Here is a 14,750-nt window from a genome sequence, read left to right as displayed (position 1 = left end):
GACCCGCACCCTCCCACCCGCTCCTGAAGGGGACCGACAGATGCTGGACATCGCCGACGAGCTGAACCGGTGGGTCGAGCAGGGCCGTGACTTCGCCGTCGCCACCGTGGTGGCCGTCCGGGGCAGCGCCCCGCGCCGGCCCGGCGCCGCCCTCGCGGTGGACTCCGGCGGCACGGCCGTCGGCTCGGTCTCCGGCGGGTGCGTGGAGGGCGCCGTGTACGAGCTGTGCCGGCAGGCGCTCCTGGACGGCCGGACCGTCCTGGAGCGCTTCGGGTACAGCGACGAGGACGCGTTCGCCGTCGGCCTGACATGCGGCGGCGTCATCGACATCCTCGTCACACCGGTCCGGGCGGACGGTCCCGCCCGGCCGGTGCTCGCGGCCGCGCTGGCCGCCGCCGCCCGTGGGGAGGCGGCGGCGGTCGCGCGGATCGTGTCCGGCCCGGCCGAACTGCTCGGCCGCGCCCTCCTCGTCCATCCCGACGGCGCCCATCACGGCGGCTTCGGTGCCCACCCCGAACTGGACCGCACGGTCGCCGCCGAGGCCGCCGCCTTCCTGGAGGCCGGCCGCACCGGCACCCTGGAGACCGGCACGCAGGGCTCCCGCTGCGGCGCCCCGCTGACCGTCCTCGTGGAGTCCTCGGTCCCCCCGCCCCGGATGATCGTCTTCGGCGCCGTCGACTTCGCCGCCGCGCTGGTCCGCGTCGGAAAGCTCCTGAACCACCACGTCACCGTGTGCGACGCCCGGCCCGTGTTCGCCACGAAGGCCCGCTTCCCGGAAGCCGACGAGGTCGTCGCCGAGTGGCCCCACATCTACCTGCAACGCACGCCCACCGACGCCCGTACCGTCCTGTGCGTCCTCACCCACGACACCAGGTTCGACGTACCGCTCCTCCGCCTGGCCCTGCGCCTCCCGGTGGCCTACGTCGGCGCGATGGGCTCCCGCCGCACCCACCTGGAGCGCAACGAGCGGCTCCGCGCAGCCGGCGTCACCGAACTCGAACTCGCCCGCCTGCGCTCCCCGATCGGCCTCGACCTCGGCGCGCGCACCCCGGAGGAGACGGCCCTGTCGATCGCGGCGGAGATCGTCGCCGCCCGCCGAGGCGGCACCGGCCGCACCCTGACCGGCGCCCACACCCCGATCCACCACGACACACCGGAAGCCCCGACGCCCCGCATCGAACCGGCGGCTTGACGTCCCGTCACTTCCTCATGCCCGCCTGAGGAGCCGGTTCGCCGCGCGCCCGAACACCACCCGGCCGACACCCGCCACGACGCCGTCGAAGGCGCCGGGCAGGAAGCGCAGCCGCACCTCCTCGCGCCACACCACCCGGGTACGGCCGCCCGGCCCCGGGTGCACCTCGATCTCGGCCCAGCCCAGCACCACCCGGCCCCGCTTCTCCAGCCGGCAACGCCCCGCCACCCCGTCCCCCGGCGGCTCCCAGACGGTCACCTCCATCACGTCGTCGAACCCGAGCGGCCCGACCCCCGACCGCGCCACGAACCGGGTCCCCACCCGGGTGGGCCCAGGCGTCATCACCCGAACCCTCGTCAACGGCACGACCTCCCCATGCCGAGGCCACACGGTCAGCCGCCGCCACGCCTCGTCGAGGGGGAGCGGCACGGTACGTCGAAAGAAGATGCTGGGCACGGAGATGATCGTAGGCAATCGCCGCAGCCAGCACATGAACCCGGGACGCCGATGAAGCACGCGGCGCCTGCACCCCCCGAGGGGCGCGGGGCCGTGTCGATATGCGGCTCCGCCGCGTGGGCGCGACAAGCCACAACGCACCCGCGGCCGAACGACGGTCAAGGCCACAGGCCAACTGTTCAGGGCCGGTAAATCTTCCCAGGCACAGGCTTCCCCGGCGCCAGCAACTGAGGCACCGTCACGAACACGAACCCCCGAGCCTTCAGTGCATCGATGATCCCGGGCACGGCAGGCACGGTCCCCTGGTAGATGTCGTGCGGCAGAATGATCCCGTCCCGGTCCGCCTGCGCCAGCACCCGCTTGGTGATCAGCGCGGAGTCGGTCGTCGTGTAGTCCTTCGCCGTCACACTCCACAGCACCTGCGCGAGCCCCATCTCCTTGCAGATCCGGGTGACGTTCTCGTCCGTGCGCCCCTGCGGCGGCCGCATCAGCGTCGGCTTGTGCCCGGTGAGCCGCTCGATCGCGTCGTCGGGCCGCTTCAGCTCCGCGCGTATCTCGTGGTCCGATATCCGCGTGAGGATCTGGTGGTCCCAGGTGTGGCTCGCGACCTCGTGCCCCTCGGCCGCCATCCGCTTGACCAGCTCCGGGTACTTCTCGATGTGCCGCTTGCCGAGCAGGAAGAAGGTGGCCGGGACCTTCTTCTCCTTGAGGATGTCGAGCAGCCGCGCCGAGTTCTCGCTGGGCCCCGCGTCGAAGGTGAGCGCGATGCTCCCCCAGAGGGGGCACCCCCATTCACTCCGGCTTCGCTCCGTTCACCTTGCTGCAGTCGACGGTCCCGAAGTGGGCCGGCGCCCCCGGTGCCGCCTCGGCCCCTGCGCTGCTCGGCGCGGTCGTGTCGACCTTGGCGCAGCCGGAGAGGGACAGCGCCAGGCAGAGGGCGGCGGACGCGAGTGCGGACAGGCCGCAACCTTCTGCTCGGTGCACGCATCTTCCCGTGCGAACAGTGGGGCGCGCGCGGCCGGGCCGGGATCTTCTCGGTCGAAAGAGGCGTGCGGGGACTATACGCTGAGTGTATAGTCCACACGTTCGAATGCTGCGCTCGGATACCGGAGGCCGGCCGCGCGCCCGGCACCGCCGCCGTAGCACCATGGAGGTGCGGGGAGGGACCGACCCGGCGGAGAGGACATGGACCATGCGCTTCCGGGACCGTGCCGCGGCCGGGCGGGAACTCGCCGGCCTGCTCACGGACCTCGGCGAGCAAGGCGAACTGCACGACCCGGTCGTCCTGGCTCTGCCCCGCGGCGGCATCACCGTCGCCGCGCCCGTCGCCCGCGCCCTCGACGCGCCGCTCGACGTGCTCGTCGTACGCAAGATCGGCGCCCCGCGGCACCAGGAGTTCGCGGTCGGCGCGCTCGTCGGCGACGATCCGCCCCTCTTCGACCAGGACACCCTGGACCGCCTCGGCCTGACAAGGGAAGCGCTCGCACCGCTCGTGGAGCGTGAACGGTGCGAACTGCGCCGCCGGGAGCGCCGGTACAGGGGCGAGCGCCCGCCGCCCGAACTGGGCGGCCGTACGGTCGTCGTGGTCGACGACGGTCTGGCCACCGGCGCCACCGCCCGCGCCGCCCTCCGCCACGTTCGCCGCCGGGCGCCCGCCCGCCTCCTGCTGGCCGTCCCGGTCGGCGCCCCCGACTCGCTCGAACGGCTCGCCGCCGAGGCCGACACCGTCGTCTGCCCGTGCCGCCCGCCCGGCTTCGCCGCCGTCGGCCAGTGGTACGACGACTTCGGGCAACTGTCGGACGCCGACGTGCTCGCCGCGCTGGACGGGCGCTGAGGATGCCCCGGCTCACCGAGGACGAGGCGCGGCGCAGGTTCACCGCGTCCCGCGTCGCCCGGCTGGCCACGGTCGACCCGGCGGGCCGGCCCCATCAGGTGCCCGTCACCTTCGCCGCCGCGAGCGGCCCGGACCGCCTGGTGACCGCCGTCGACCACAAGCCCAAGAGCACCCCGCGCCTGAGACGGCTGGCCCACATCGCCGCCCACCCGGAGGTCTGCCTCCTCGCCGACGCCTACGACGAGGACTGGGACCAGTTGTGGTGGTCCCGGGCCGACGGCGACGCCCGGATCCTCGCGCCCGGCACCACCGATCCGGCCGAACGGCAGGCGTACGACGCCGCCGTGGCGCTGCTGCGCGAGAAGTACCCGCAGTACCGGGACCGTCCGCCGGCCGGGCCGGTGATCACCGTCGCCGTCCGCCGCTGGAGCGGTTGGCAGGCGCGCACCGGAGAGCCGGGCGCCCGGGACCTCAGCGGTCCGTGAGCACGACGAGCCGGCGGGTCGACCGCGTCATCGCCACATACCGGTCGACGGCGCCCTCGACACCCGTGCCGAACGCCTCCGGCTCCACCAGGACGACCAGGTCGAACTCCAGTCCCTTCGACAACTGCGGTGTCAGCGACCGGACTCGGGGCGACGACGGCCGGAACGCGGGAGCGCCGATCACGCACGCCACCCCCTCGGCGTGCTCCGCGAGCCAGGCGTCGAGGACCGGCTCCAGGTCCGCGACCCGCCCGTGGACGACCGGCTCCCCGGCGTCGCGCACGGACGCCGGCACGTTGGCGTCCGGCAGCACGGCCCGGATCACCGGCTCGGCCTCCGCCATGACCTCCCTCGGCGTCCGGTAGTTGATGCCCAGCGAGGCCACCTCGATCCGGTCGAGCCCGATCCGCTCCAGCCGCTCCCGCCACGACTCGGTGAACCCGTGCCGTGCCTGCGCGCGGTCCCCGACGACCGTGAGACTCCGGGACGGACAGCGCAGCAACAGCATCTGCCACTCCGCGTCGGTCAGTTCCTGCGTCTCGTCCACCACGATGTGCGCGAACGGACCGGCCAGCGGATCGGGTTCGGCGCCGGGCAGGGCGTCCTCGTCGACCAGCCGGTCCCGCAGGTCCCGCCCGCGCAGCATCGTCACCGCGCCCTCGCCGTCGTCGTCGGCCGCCAGCACGTTGTCGATGACACCCGCCATCCGCTCGCGTTCCGCGGCGGCGGTCGCCCGCCGGCGGCGGTCACGCTCCGCCGCCCGCGGATCGCCGAGCCGCTGCCGGGCCGCGTCCAGCAGCGGCAGGTCGGACACCGTCCACGCCCCGCCCTCCGCGCGCCGCAGCCGCCGTACCTCGTCCGGGGTCAGCCAGGGGGCACAGAGCCGGAGGTAGGCGGGCACCGACCACAGGTCGCCCACCAGGTCGGCCGCTTCGAGCAGCGGCCAGGCACCGTTCAGGGTGCCGGTCAGTTCCTGGTCGCGCAGCAGCGCCCGGTGGAACTCCTCGGGCGGGACCTCGCCGCCGTGCTTGTCCCGCAGGATCTCGGCCAGGGCCGACAGGATCCGCTCGCGCCCCTCGTTGTGCGGCGTCCCCGCGGCCGCCTCGAACGCCTCCGCCCAGTCCCGCGCGGTCAGCCGCACCTCGCCCCAGGGGGTGGTGACCGTCATGCCCTCGGTGGGCGGCGCCTCGTAGAACCGTACGGCCGTCTCGACCGCCCGCACCATGTCCGCGGACGACTTCAGCCGGGCCACCTCCGGGTCGCTCTCGGCCACCGCCGCGGCCCCCTCGGTCACCAGGTCGCGCAGGGTGCAGGTGCGCACCCCCTCCTCGCCGAGGCTCGGCAGCACGTCGGCGACATAGGCCAGGTACGGCTGGTGCGGGCCGACGAACAGCACACCGCCCCGGCGCTGCCCGAGACGCGGGTCGGAGTACAGCAGGTAGGCCGAGCGGTGCAGCGCGACGACCGTCTTGCCCGTCCCCGGACCGCCGTCGACGACGAGGGCACCGCGGGAGCCCGCCCGGATGACGGCGTCCTGGTCGGCCTGGATGGTGGCCAGCACGTCCCGCATCCGCTCCGAGCGGTGGCCGCCCAGACTGGCGATGAACGCGGACTGGTCGTCGAGCGCGGCGCCGCTCCGCAGCCCGTCGGCGGTGAACACCTCGTCCCAGTAGTCGCTGATCCGGCCGCCGGTCCAGCGGTAGCGGCGGCGGCTCGCCAGCCCCATCGGGTGGGCGTGGGTCGCCGCGAAGAACGGCTCGGCCGCCGGGGAACGCCAGTCCACCAGCAGCCGGCGCCCCGCGCTGTCGGTGAGCCCGAGCCGGCCGACGTACACGCGCTCGCCGTCGTCCGCGCCCGCCATGTGCCCGAGGCACAGGTCCAGGCCGAAGCGGCGCAGGGCGCGCAGCCGCGCGGTCAGCCGGTGGATCTCCGCGTCCCGGTCCATGGCCTGCCGGCCCACACCGCCCGGCGCCCGCAGCTCGGCCGCCAGCCGGTCCTCCAGCTCGGCGACCGACTCATCGAGGCTCGCCGCGATCGCCGCGAAGTGCGCCTCGTCGGCGGCGATCAGCGCCGGGTCTGCCTTGTGCGAGAGACGGTCGGGAAGGTCGAACGCGCCTGCGGACGACGGTCCCTCCACAGACAACAATGCACACACGTCGTAAAGCTCCCAATTCCCCTGGATTCGGCGTCGGCCTGCGATTGTGCGGCACCAGGGGGGCCTTGCCGCAAGCCCCCCGGTGCGCTATAGGTTGTAAGTGGCGAGGAGTGGGCGTGCCGCCCGGCTCTCCTCCCTCACCCTCACCCCCGGCGGACGACCGCCGCCCCCTTCCCCCTCGACGTTCCCCGCCCGTCCCGTGCACACCGGTGGTACGGGAGAGGCACGCGGAGTAACCTCGGGTGACATGACGCGCACGGGGGAGCGAGCCGTCACATCGCTTTTGAGGATGCCCAGTTGGATCGCGCGCATCGAGACACGCGACGACGGGGTGATCGGCGCGGGGGTGCTGCTCGCGCCCGACCGCGTGCTCACCGCCGCCCACCTGGTCGCCCCCGGACGGCCCTACGTCGTCCACTTCGCCGGAGTCCCGGACGCCCCCTCCGTGCCCGCGCACGTCCTGCCGCAGGAGCACGTCCCGCAGCGCGAGGACCCCTTCGGTGACCGCAGCGGCGACCTCGCCCTGCTCCGCCTGGACGAGCCGCTGCCCGCCGAGCACACCACCTGGCTGTACCGGCGCGCCACCCCGCACGGCCCGGTCAGCATGTACGGCTTCCCCGTCGGGGACGACGTGGGGCGCTGGCACGACGCCACCCTGGTCGGCGGCCGCGGCCGGGACAGCCAGGTCCAGTTGCGCCCCCGCACCGAGGGCGAACTCGCCAGCCCCGGCTTCAGCGGCGCCGGCGTCGTCGACCACTCCACCGACCGCGTGATCGGCATCGTCCTCAGCGTCGATGAGGGCAGGCCGACGGCGTTCACCTACATGAGCCCCACCGAGACCATCCTGCGCCATCTGCCCCAGGTCTCCGCCTGGACGTACGGCGCCGAAGCCGTCGACCGGACGCTGCGCACCGGCACCAGGGGCGCCGGCGGCGAACTCGACGTGGGGTTCGCCACCGAGCTGGCCTCCTGGTTCCGCGGCGAGGGCTGGCCCGTGCTGGTCACCGTCGTGCCCGCCCGCGGCCCCCGCGCCTGGACGCTGAAACGGGCGATCACCCTCGCCGACCGCGAACTGCGCACCGAGCGCAACACCAGCGCCTTCGACCACGACCCGCCCGAGACGGTCCCGCCGGCCGGCGGCCACGATCTCGCCCTGGACGTACGGGGCATGACGGCCGCCCAGGTCACCGACCGCATCGCCGAACGCCTCGGCATCCGCCCGGACCCCCTCCCCGAACGGCTCGGCACGCTGCGCGTCCCGCTCGCCGCGGTCCTCGCCGGCGTCGACGAGGCCGCCGAACCCGACGCGCTGCTCGGTCTGCTGGACCGGCTCACCCAGCAGGGCGCCCGGCTGCTGCTGGTGTTCCGGCACCGGCACGACCGCTTCGAACAGGCCGCGGAAGCCCTCGTACACCGCCCACTGCGCGACCGCTGGACCCGGCTGAGCGAGGAACTGGCATGCATCAACGAGGAGTTGGGCCCCACCTTCGAAGAACGCCGGGACCGCATCCTCCCCGGCTCCGGCACCCATCACCTACTGACCGAGGCCGAGACCGCTGTACGCCGCACCCGCATGCTGAGCGCCTGGCTGGCCCACGCCCCCGACCGGGACCGCGAACCCCTCCGCGCCGACCTCCTGTTCACCTTCGAGGACGCGGCCGAGCGCCGCAGGCAACGCCTGGAGCAGGCGATCACCCTCCTCGACACCCGCCTGCGCCGCCGCGAGGAACTCCTCGGCCGCGTCACCGCCACCTGGCCCCTCTTCCGCGAGCGCAACGCCGCCGACACCGACCGCACGATGAAGGCCTACCGCCTCTACGAACAAGCCCTGGCCCACCTCCACCAAACCCCCTGCGACCTGGACCGATCAGAAACAGCCACCACCCACTTCCTCACCTACTGCACCACCCCGCCCCCACCCCGCGAGGACCCCACATGACGGGCCGCGCGAACAAGCGCCCCCACCACACGAGCGCGCCCGTCGCCCCGGCACCTCGCGGCCGACGTGACTGCACCCACCCAGGGGCGCGGGGCTGCGCCGATATGCGGCTCCACCGCGCGGGCGCGACAAGCGGGCTGGTGCCTCGCAGCCGACGTAACTACACCTACCCAGGGGCGCGGGGAACTGCGCGACAAGCCACACACCACCCGCACCCACCCCACCCCCCACCCCCGGCGAAAGGCGCACCCCGGATGACCGCATGTCACCACCCCGGCGGCCCGGCACCTCCTAGCCAACGTGACTGCACCCACTTAGGGGCGCGGGGAACTGCGCGACAAGCCACACACCACCCGCACCCGGCCGACGCACCCACCCCACCCCCCACCCGCCCCCGGCGAAAGGGACCTGCCGGATGACCACATGTCACCGCCCCGGCTGTGCCGGGCACATCATGGCCACCGGCTACTGCGACACCTGCGGACACGGAGCCCCCCACCCAGCCCCGGGCACGGAGCGCACAGAACCGCAGACCCAACCAAGCACCCCCCACCCCCTCCGGGAGGAGGACACCTCCGGGCCGACGCCCACCCACGCCGTGGCCGGCACCGGCGATCTCGACCAGCACGGCCTCGTAGAGCTGCCCGACGTCCCCGACACCGGCTCCGGCGCCCTAGCCCTCGTCGAGGACCCCCGCCCACCCGCCGGAGGCGCCCGGTGCGGAGCAGCCGGCTGCACCATGACCATCGGCGTCGGCTACGGCGGCCGCCCCGCCCCCGCCACCGGCCACTGCCCCCGCTGCGGCACCCCCTACTCCTTCCTGCCCCAGCTCCACAAGGGCGACCTCGTCGCCGGCCACTACAAGATCCTCGGCTGCCTCGCCCGCGGCGGCCTCGGCTGGATCCACCTCGCCGAGGACACCCGCGCCGACGGCTACCGCGTCGTCCTCAAGGGCCTGATCAACGTCCACGACACCCTGGCCCGCCGCAACGCCGTCGAGGAACGCCGCTCGCTGACCGACCTGCACCACCCCGACATCGTCCGCATCATCACCTACGCCGAACACCGGCTCCCCGGCCAGCCGCCCACCGGCTACCTGGTGATGGACCACATCGGCGGCCGCTCCCTGCAGCAGCTCGTCGACGCCGACGACACCGACCGCGGCTTCGCGGGCCGCCTGCGCCACGACCACATCCTCACCTACGGCTGCAAGATCCTCGGCGCCCTCCAGTACATGCACGAACGCGGGCTGCTCTACTGCGACATGAAACCCGCCAACGTCATCCACTTCGGCCGAGCCATCAAGATCATCGACCTCGGCGCGGTCCGCGCCATCGGCGACCGCACCTCCGCCTACGTGTACACCGCCGGCTTCGCCCCGCCCAAGGAGGAGATCGACCGCCGCGGCTGGCACCTCGACAGTGACCTGTACACCGTCGGCATGACCCTCGCCGCCCTGGCCCGGCGCGCGGAACCGGCCCGCGGCCTCGCCACCGAGTCCTTCCGCCGGCTCGTCGACCGCGCCACCCACGCCACCCCCGCCGCCCGGTTCCGGTCGGCCGCCGAGATGTCCCGCCAACTCTGGGAGGTACTCCGTGAGTTCCGCTCCCTGCAGTTCGGCGAGCAGCTGCCCGAGAGCTCGACCCGGTTCCGCGCCACCGACGCCGGCCTTGACGCGGGGCTCGGCGCCATCCCCGCCCTCGGCCACTGGACCGACCGCCACGGCACCGGTCCCGCCGGGCTGGACATCTCCCCGCCCCCGCCCGCCGAGGTCGCCGCCGTCCTCCCGCAGCCGGTTCCCGACCCCGACGACGGCGCCGCCCTGCTGCTCGACACCTTCACACCCGACGCGCCCGACCGGATCGCCGAACGATGGCCCCGCGAATCCCGGCTCGGCACACCCGAGACCGCGCTCTGGCTGTGCCGCGCCTATCTGCGCAAGGGCGAGCGGGCCGCGGCCGAGAGCTGGCTCACCGAGGCCGGGACCCAGCTCGGCGAGGAGGCCGCCGCCCACGACTGGCGCATCGCCTGGCACCGCGCCGTACTCCACCTCGCCAAGGGGGAGGTGGCGCTCGCGGGCGGCGGCTTCGAGGCCGTGTACCGGGCGCTGCCCGGCGAGTACGTGCCCAAACTCGCCCTCGGCCACTGCGCCGAACACGGCTTCGGCGGCCGCCCGGCCGACGCGATGACGTACTACGAGGCCGTCTGGAAACGGGACTTCGCGCACACCGCCGCCGCCTTCGGACTGGTCCGCGGCCACCTGGCCCGGGGCGACCGGGACGCGGCCGTACGCGTCCTGGACGACGTCCCGTCCACCTCCCGGCACTACGACGCCGCGCGCGTCGCCGCCGTCCGGGTGCGCGCCGGCATCCTCGACGGCGTCCCGCCCACCGCGGCCGGCCTGCGGGACGCGGCCCGGCGGCTGCCCGAACTGCGCCTGGACGGCGGCGCGGCCGACGGCGAGTCACGGGCCCGGCTCGTCGCCGAGGTCCGGGAGAACGCCCTGCACAGCATGCCGGACCAGGACGGGGAGGACGGCTTCCCGGCCGGTGACCTGCTCGGCGACGGCCGCGCGGACACCCTGCGCACGCTGGTGGAACTGTCCTTCCGGCAACTCGCCGCGCAGGCCCGCACCGCCGCCGAGCACGGCCGGCTGCTCGACCTCGCCCACGCCGTCCGCCCGATGACGACCTTCTGACCACCCAGCAGCACCATCCACCGACGACCGAACCACCAGGACAGCCACGACAGACCGTGGGAAGGGGACGCCATGACGAGCGGCAGCGCCGGGGACGTGGCCGTGACGCTCGCGGTCGGCCAGAACAAGAAGCTGCCCGCCGCGCCGGCCGGCGGAGGGCGCGGGCACCCGGGCGACCGGGAGATGCACGCCATCCTGGAGATCGGCGTCACGAGCGGGGCCGGCGAGGCGGACCCCCTCGGCCCTGCCGACCCCGCGGACCCCGCCCCGCGGCCGGCCCCGGGCCCCGCCCTCGCCGAGGTGCTGATCGTCGACACCTCCCGCTCCATGCTGCACCCGGCCGCCAAACTGCACGCCGCCAAGGACGCCACCGTCGCCGCGCTCCGGCTGCTGCCCGAGGGAACCGCCTTCGCCGTCCTCTCCGGCCGGTTCGACGCCACCGTGGTCCACCCCGGCCCCGGCGCCGGCCACGAGCCGATGGCCGTCGCCGGTCCGGCGGAGCGCGCCGCCGCCGAGTACGCCGTACGGATCCTGGACGCGGACGGCGGCACCGCGATGGGCACCTGGCTCGACCAGGCGCGGCGGCTGCTGAAGGACCAGCCCGCCCCCGTCAAACACGTCCTGCTGCTCACCGACGGCCGCAACGAGCACGACCACCGGGCCGCCATCCGGCTCGACACCGCCCTTGACGCCTGCGAGGGCCGGTTCGTCTGCGACGCCTGGGGCATCGGCGACGACTGGGACGCCGACCTGCTGCTGCGCATCACCCGGCGGCTGCACGGCCACGCCGGAGCCGTCCGCGACGAGTCGCAACTCGCCGCCGCTTACGAGGAGTTGGTGACCGGCATGATCGGTACGGCCGTACCCGAGCTGCGCATCCGGCTCACCCCGATGCCCGGCACGGTGATCCGCCAGGTCAAGCAGGTGGTGCCCGGCGAGCAGGAACTCCTGCCCACCGCGGACGAGTTCGCCGGCTCCGGGGTCGAGTACGTCACCCGCGCCTGGGGCGAGGAGGTCCGGCACTTCCAGGTCGTGCTGTCCGCCGACCCGGCAGGCCGCGACATCGGCACCGATCTGCAACTGGCCGCCGTGGACGTGACCGTACCCGACTTCGGGCGCCCGGTACGGCTCCCCGCGCCACGGCCCATCCTGGTCCACTGGACCGACGACCCGCGCGACGCCTCCCGCCGGCACCCCGGCGTCCACCGCCACGAGCTGTACCAGCGGTCGAGCGCGGCCGTCGCCCAGGCCTACCGGGCGTGGCTGCGCGGCACCGACGGCCGGGCCGAGGCGGACCGCGCGCTGGCCCGGGCCCTGACGCTCGCCGCCGACCTCCGCGACGCCCAGCTCCTCGACGCCCTCCGGCGCATCGAGGCCGAACCGGGCACCGGCCGGATCCGGGACGGCCTCAAGGACGTCGACTGGCAGCACCTCATCCTCTCCAGCGCCCTGACCACCCCACCGCGGCCACCCGCCGAGGGCCCGCCCGAACCCCCCGGGACCGACGCCCCCGTGCCCGCCGAACCCGACGAGCTGATCGAGTGCCCGCACTGCCACTGGCTCGGCCCGGCGGACTCCGTGTACTGCGGCGGCGACTGCGGCCTGCGGCTGAAGGAGAGCGCATGAGCACGGCGGGTACGGCCACGGACGCCGGCCCGGCCGGCCTGCCCCGGCTGCTGGGCCGGTTCCTCGGCGCCGGACCGCGCCCCGCCGACGGAGCCAGCACGACCGCCCACGACCTCACCGTCCGCCACCGCCTGCTCCTTGCCCTGTCGGCCCTGCTCACCCTCGCCCTCTTCGCCTCCTACGAGGGCGTCCACGGCGACGCCGCGCCGCTGCGCGGCTCCAGCGCGCCCGCCGTGTTCTCCATCGACACCGCCCTGTACGCCCTCGGCGAGGCACGGCAGGCCGCCACCGCGGAGACACCGTCCACCAGCGAGTTCCAGCGGCAGATCGCCGTCGCCGCGCAGAGCCTGGCCGCCGCGGCGGCGGACGACGTCGGCGACGCGGCGGGCCGGCAGGCGGTATGGACCGTGACCGGACTGATCACCGTCTACACCGGCTACGTCCTCAAGGCCCAGCAGGAGCCGAGCGGCAGCGTGCTGCGCGCGGCCTACCTGAGCTACGCCAACAGCGTCCTGCGGGCCGACGGCACCGGCATAGTGGCCCGCCTCGACGCGCTGCGCGCGGACCAGCGGGCCGTGGTGCACCGCCAGACCTCATTCGGCTGGGCCCTGTGGCTCGGCTGGAGCGTGACCGCGCTGCTCGTCCTCGCCCTCGGCGCGGCCCTGCTGGAGACCCAGCTCTTCCTGCGTCACCGCTTCCGGCGCCGCTACAACCGCCAACTGATCGCCGCCGGGGCCCTGTTGGCGGGTGGGTCCGTCACCCTGGTGCTGTTCACCGTGCGCACCCACCAGGGCATGGCGGACACCCGCGCCCTGCTCGACCGGTCGCCGGCCGGCCCGGCCATCACCGACGCCGCCCGCAGCACCGCGGCGTACCTGTCCGGCACTGGCTTCCGGGCCGCGGCCGCCGTATGGATCGTGATAGGAGGTGCCCTGCTCATGGCGCTCGCCGAGACGGGACTGCGCCGGCACCTCGACGACTACCGGTTCAGGTCCCGGTGAGCGCCCCGGACAGCGGCCCCGGCACGGCCGCCGCCCCCGGTGCCCGCCGCCGCCCGCCGCGCCGGCTCACCCGCACCGCCGTCGTGCTGGCGAGCTGCCTGGCCGTGCTGGTCGCGGCCGTCGTCGTCGCCGTACGGGCCCTCGGCCAGGAGCCGACCGTCACCCTGCTGGCCAACTGGACCGGCGGCGACGAACAGATCTTCCGGCGGACGGTGATCGACCCCTTCGAGCGGAAGTACCACATCCACGTCGACTACCAGGGCAGCTCCGCCGAGAGCCAGGTGCTCAGCGCCGACGTGGAGTCGGGCACGCCGCCCGACGTGGCCGTGCTCACCGGACCCGGCGAACTCGCCGCCTACGCGGGGCAGAAGCAGTTGCAGCCCGTCGAGGACCTGATCTCCGGCGACGCGTTCAGCGCGTCCTGGGCCACGCCGCTGAACGGGCACGTGTACTGGTTCCCGCTCAAGGCCGACCTCAAGAGCATCGTCTGGTACCCCGCGGGCACCGGCGGGCAGCGGCTGAAGCAGGCCGCGGGCCGGCCGGACCAGTGGTGCCTCGGCATGGGATCCGGCGCCACCAGCGGCTGGCCCGGCACCGACTGGATCGAGGACATCCTGCTCCAGCAGTCCGGCCCGCGGACGTACGAGCAGTGGGCGCGGGGAAAGCTGTCCTGGCGGGACGCGCGGGTCCAGCGGGCGTGGACCACGTGGGGGCACATGGTGGGCGCGGGCGGCCCACGCGCCCTCGTGCTGCGGGCGCTGCGCACCGAGTACCAGAACGCGTCCGGGCTCCTCACCCGCAAGCAGTGCACGCTGGAACACCAGGCCTCGTTCATCCGCAACCGGACGGCGTGGCAGGACGCCGACGGCCGGTACGTGCCCTCGGGCCGGCTGATCCCCGGTGCCACCGCCCACGACACCTGGGAGGTGTCCGGCGACCTGGCCGCGCTGCTGCACAGCACACCCGCGGCGCGGAAGCTGATTCGCTACCTCGCCTCCACCGAGGCCCAGCGGAACTGGAGCGCCGGGGAGTCCGGGTTCACGGTCGACAGCCGGGCCCGGCCCGACTCCGGCGCCGACGGCGCCTCCGCCGCCTGGCACCGCTCGCTCGCGGCCACCCTCCTCGACGACCGGGCCGTGCACTGCTTCGACGCCTCCGACGCCATGCCGCCCTCGGTCCGCGACGCCTTCGCGGAGGCCGCCATCGAGTTCCTCGCCCACCCCGGCCGGCTGGACGACCTGCTGACCGGCCTGGACGCCCTGCGCGGCGCCCACGGCCTCACCTGGGTCCCGTCGGTCTGCGACCGGTCCTGAACCGGGGCCGGCGCGGGCGGCGGCATGGCGGACACGACAGCCCGAGGGCCC

Annotated in this window: 10 protein-coding genes and 1 pseudogene; 8 read left to right on the top strand and 3 right to left on the bottom strand. The window is 74.5% G+C overall.

Annotated features, from left to right (window positions below; all coding sequences use genetic code 11):
• The first annotated feature begins 40 nt into the window (after positions 1-40).
• Positions 41-1,192 (top strand): XdhC/CoxI family protein, encoded by a 1,152-nt coding sequence (locus DBP14_RS05135; protein ID WP_129305852.1) that lies wholly within the window; start codon positions 41-43, stop codon positions 1,190-1,192.
• Positions 1,193-1,207: 15 nt separating this feature from the next.
• Here DBP14_RS05135 and DBP14_RS05130 read toward each other — a convergent pair whose 3' ends face one another.
• A complete protein-coding gene (locus DBP14_RS05130; protein ID WP_206739423.1) occupies positions 1,208-1,684 on the bottom strand; it encodes an SRPBCC family protein in 477 nt (158 codons plus the stop codon).
• A gap of 143 nt (positions 1,685-1,827) precedes the next feature.
• Positions 1,828-2,608, bottom strand: a pseudogene (locus tag DBP14_RS05125) (polysaccharide deacetylase family protein).
• Between the two features lie 232 nt (positions 2,609-2,840).
• On the opposite strand from DBP14_RS05125, the gene DBP14_RS05120 reads away from it, so the two are divergent.
• Both DBP14_RS05120 and DBP14_RS05115 read left to right on the top strand, forming a co-directional pair.
• Positions 2,841-3,482: a phosphoribosyltransferase family protein gene (locus tag DBP14_RS05120; RefSeq protein WP_129305850.1), complete on the top strand. Its 642-nt coding sequence runs from the start codon at positions 2,841-2,843 to the stop codon at positions 3,480-3,482.
• Between the two features lie 2 nt (positions 3,483-3,484).
• Positions 3,485-3,967, top strand: coding sequence for a TIGR03668 family PPOX class F420-dependent oxidoreductase (locus DBP14_RS05115; protein WP_129305849.1), 483 nt, complete (start codon positions 3,485-3,487; stop codon positions 3,965-3,967).
• Here the strand turns inward: DBP14_RS05115 and helR are convergent.
• Complete coding sequence (gene helR / locus DBP14_RS05110) at positions 3,954-6,104, bottom strand: RNA polymerase recycling motor ATPase HelR (RefSeq protein WP_129305848.1); 2,151 nt, start codon at positions 6,102-6,104, stop codon at positions 3,954-3,956. The genes DBP14_RS05115 and helR overlap by 14 nt on opposite strands.
• A gap of 307 nt (positions 6,105-6,411) precedes the next feature.
• Between helR and DBP14_RS05105 the strand changes: the two genes are divergently transcribed.
• The 5 genes from DBP14_RS05105 to DBP14_RS05085 all read left to right on the top strand — a co-directional run bounded on the left by DBP14_RS05105 (position 6,412) and on the right by DBP14_RS05085 (position 14,699).
• Positions 6,412-8,061, top strand: a complete 1,650-nt coding sequence (locus DBP14_RS05105; RefSeq protein WP_241740808.1) for a trypsin-like peptidase domain-containing protein — start codon at positions 6,412-6,414, stop codon at positions 8,059-8,061.
• A gap of 415 nt (positions 8,062-8,476) precedes the next feature.
• The gene (locus DBP14_RS05100; RefSeq protein WP_129305846.1) at positions 8,477-10,759 is read left to right on the top strand and encodes a serine/threonine-protein kinase; all 2,283 of its coding nucleotides are present in this window, start codon (positions 8,477-8,479) and stop codon (positions 10,757-10,759) included.
• A gap of 72 nt (positions 10,760-10,831) precedes the next feature.
• The gene (locus DBP14_RS05095) at positions 10,832-12,385 is read left to right on the top strand and encodes a VWA domain-containing protein (protein ID WP_129305845.1); all 1,554 of its coding nucleotides are present in this window, start codon (positions 10,832-10,834) and stop codon (positions 12,383-12,385) included.
• The gene (locus DBP14_RS05090; protein ID WP_206739204.1) at positions 12,382-13,386 is read left to right on the top strand and encodes a hypothetical protein; all 1,005 of its coding nucleotides are present in this window, start codon (positions 12,382-12,384) and stop codon (positions 13,384-13,386) included. Before DBP14_RS05095 ends, DBP14_RS05090 begins: the two co-directional genes overlap by 4 nt.
• The gene (locus tag DBP14_RS05085) at positions 13,383-14,699 is read left to right on the top strand and encodes an ABC transporter substrate-binding protein (RefSeq protein ID WP_241740807.1); all 1,317 of its coding nucleotides are present in this window, start codon (positions 13,383-13,385) and stop codon (positions 14,697-14,699) included. Before DBP14_RS05090 ends, DBP14_RS05085 begins: the two co-directional genes overlap by 4 nt.
• The last annotated feature ends 51 nt before the right edge of the window (positions 14,700-14,750 follow it).

This window comes from Streptomyces sp. L2, assembly GCF_004124325.1.
Classification (GTDB): Bacteria; Actinomycetota; Actinomycetes; order Streptomycetales; family Streptomycetaceae; genus Streptomyces.
The sequence above is the reverse complement of the archived record's forward strand: the minus strand, read 5'-3'. Positions and strand labels throughout refer to the sequence as shown.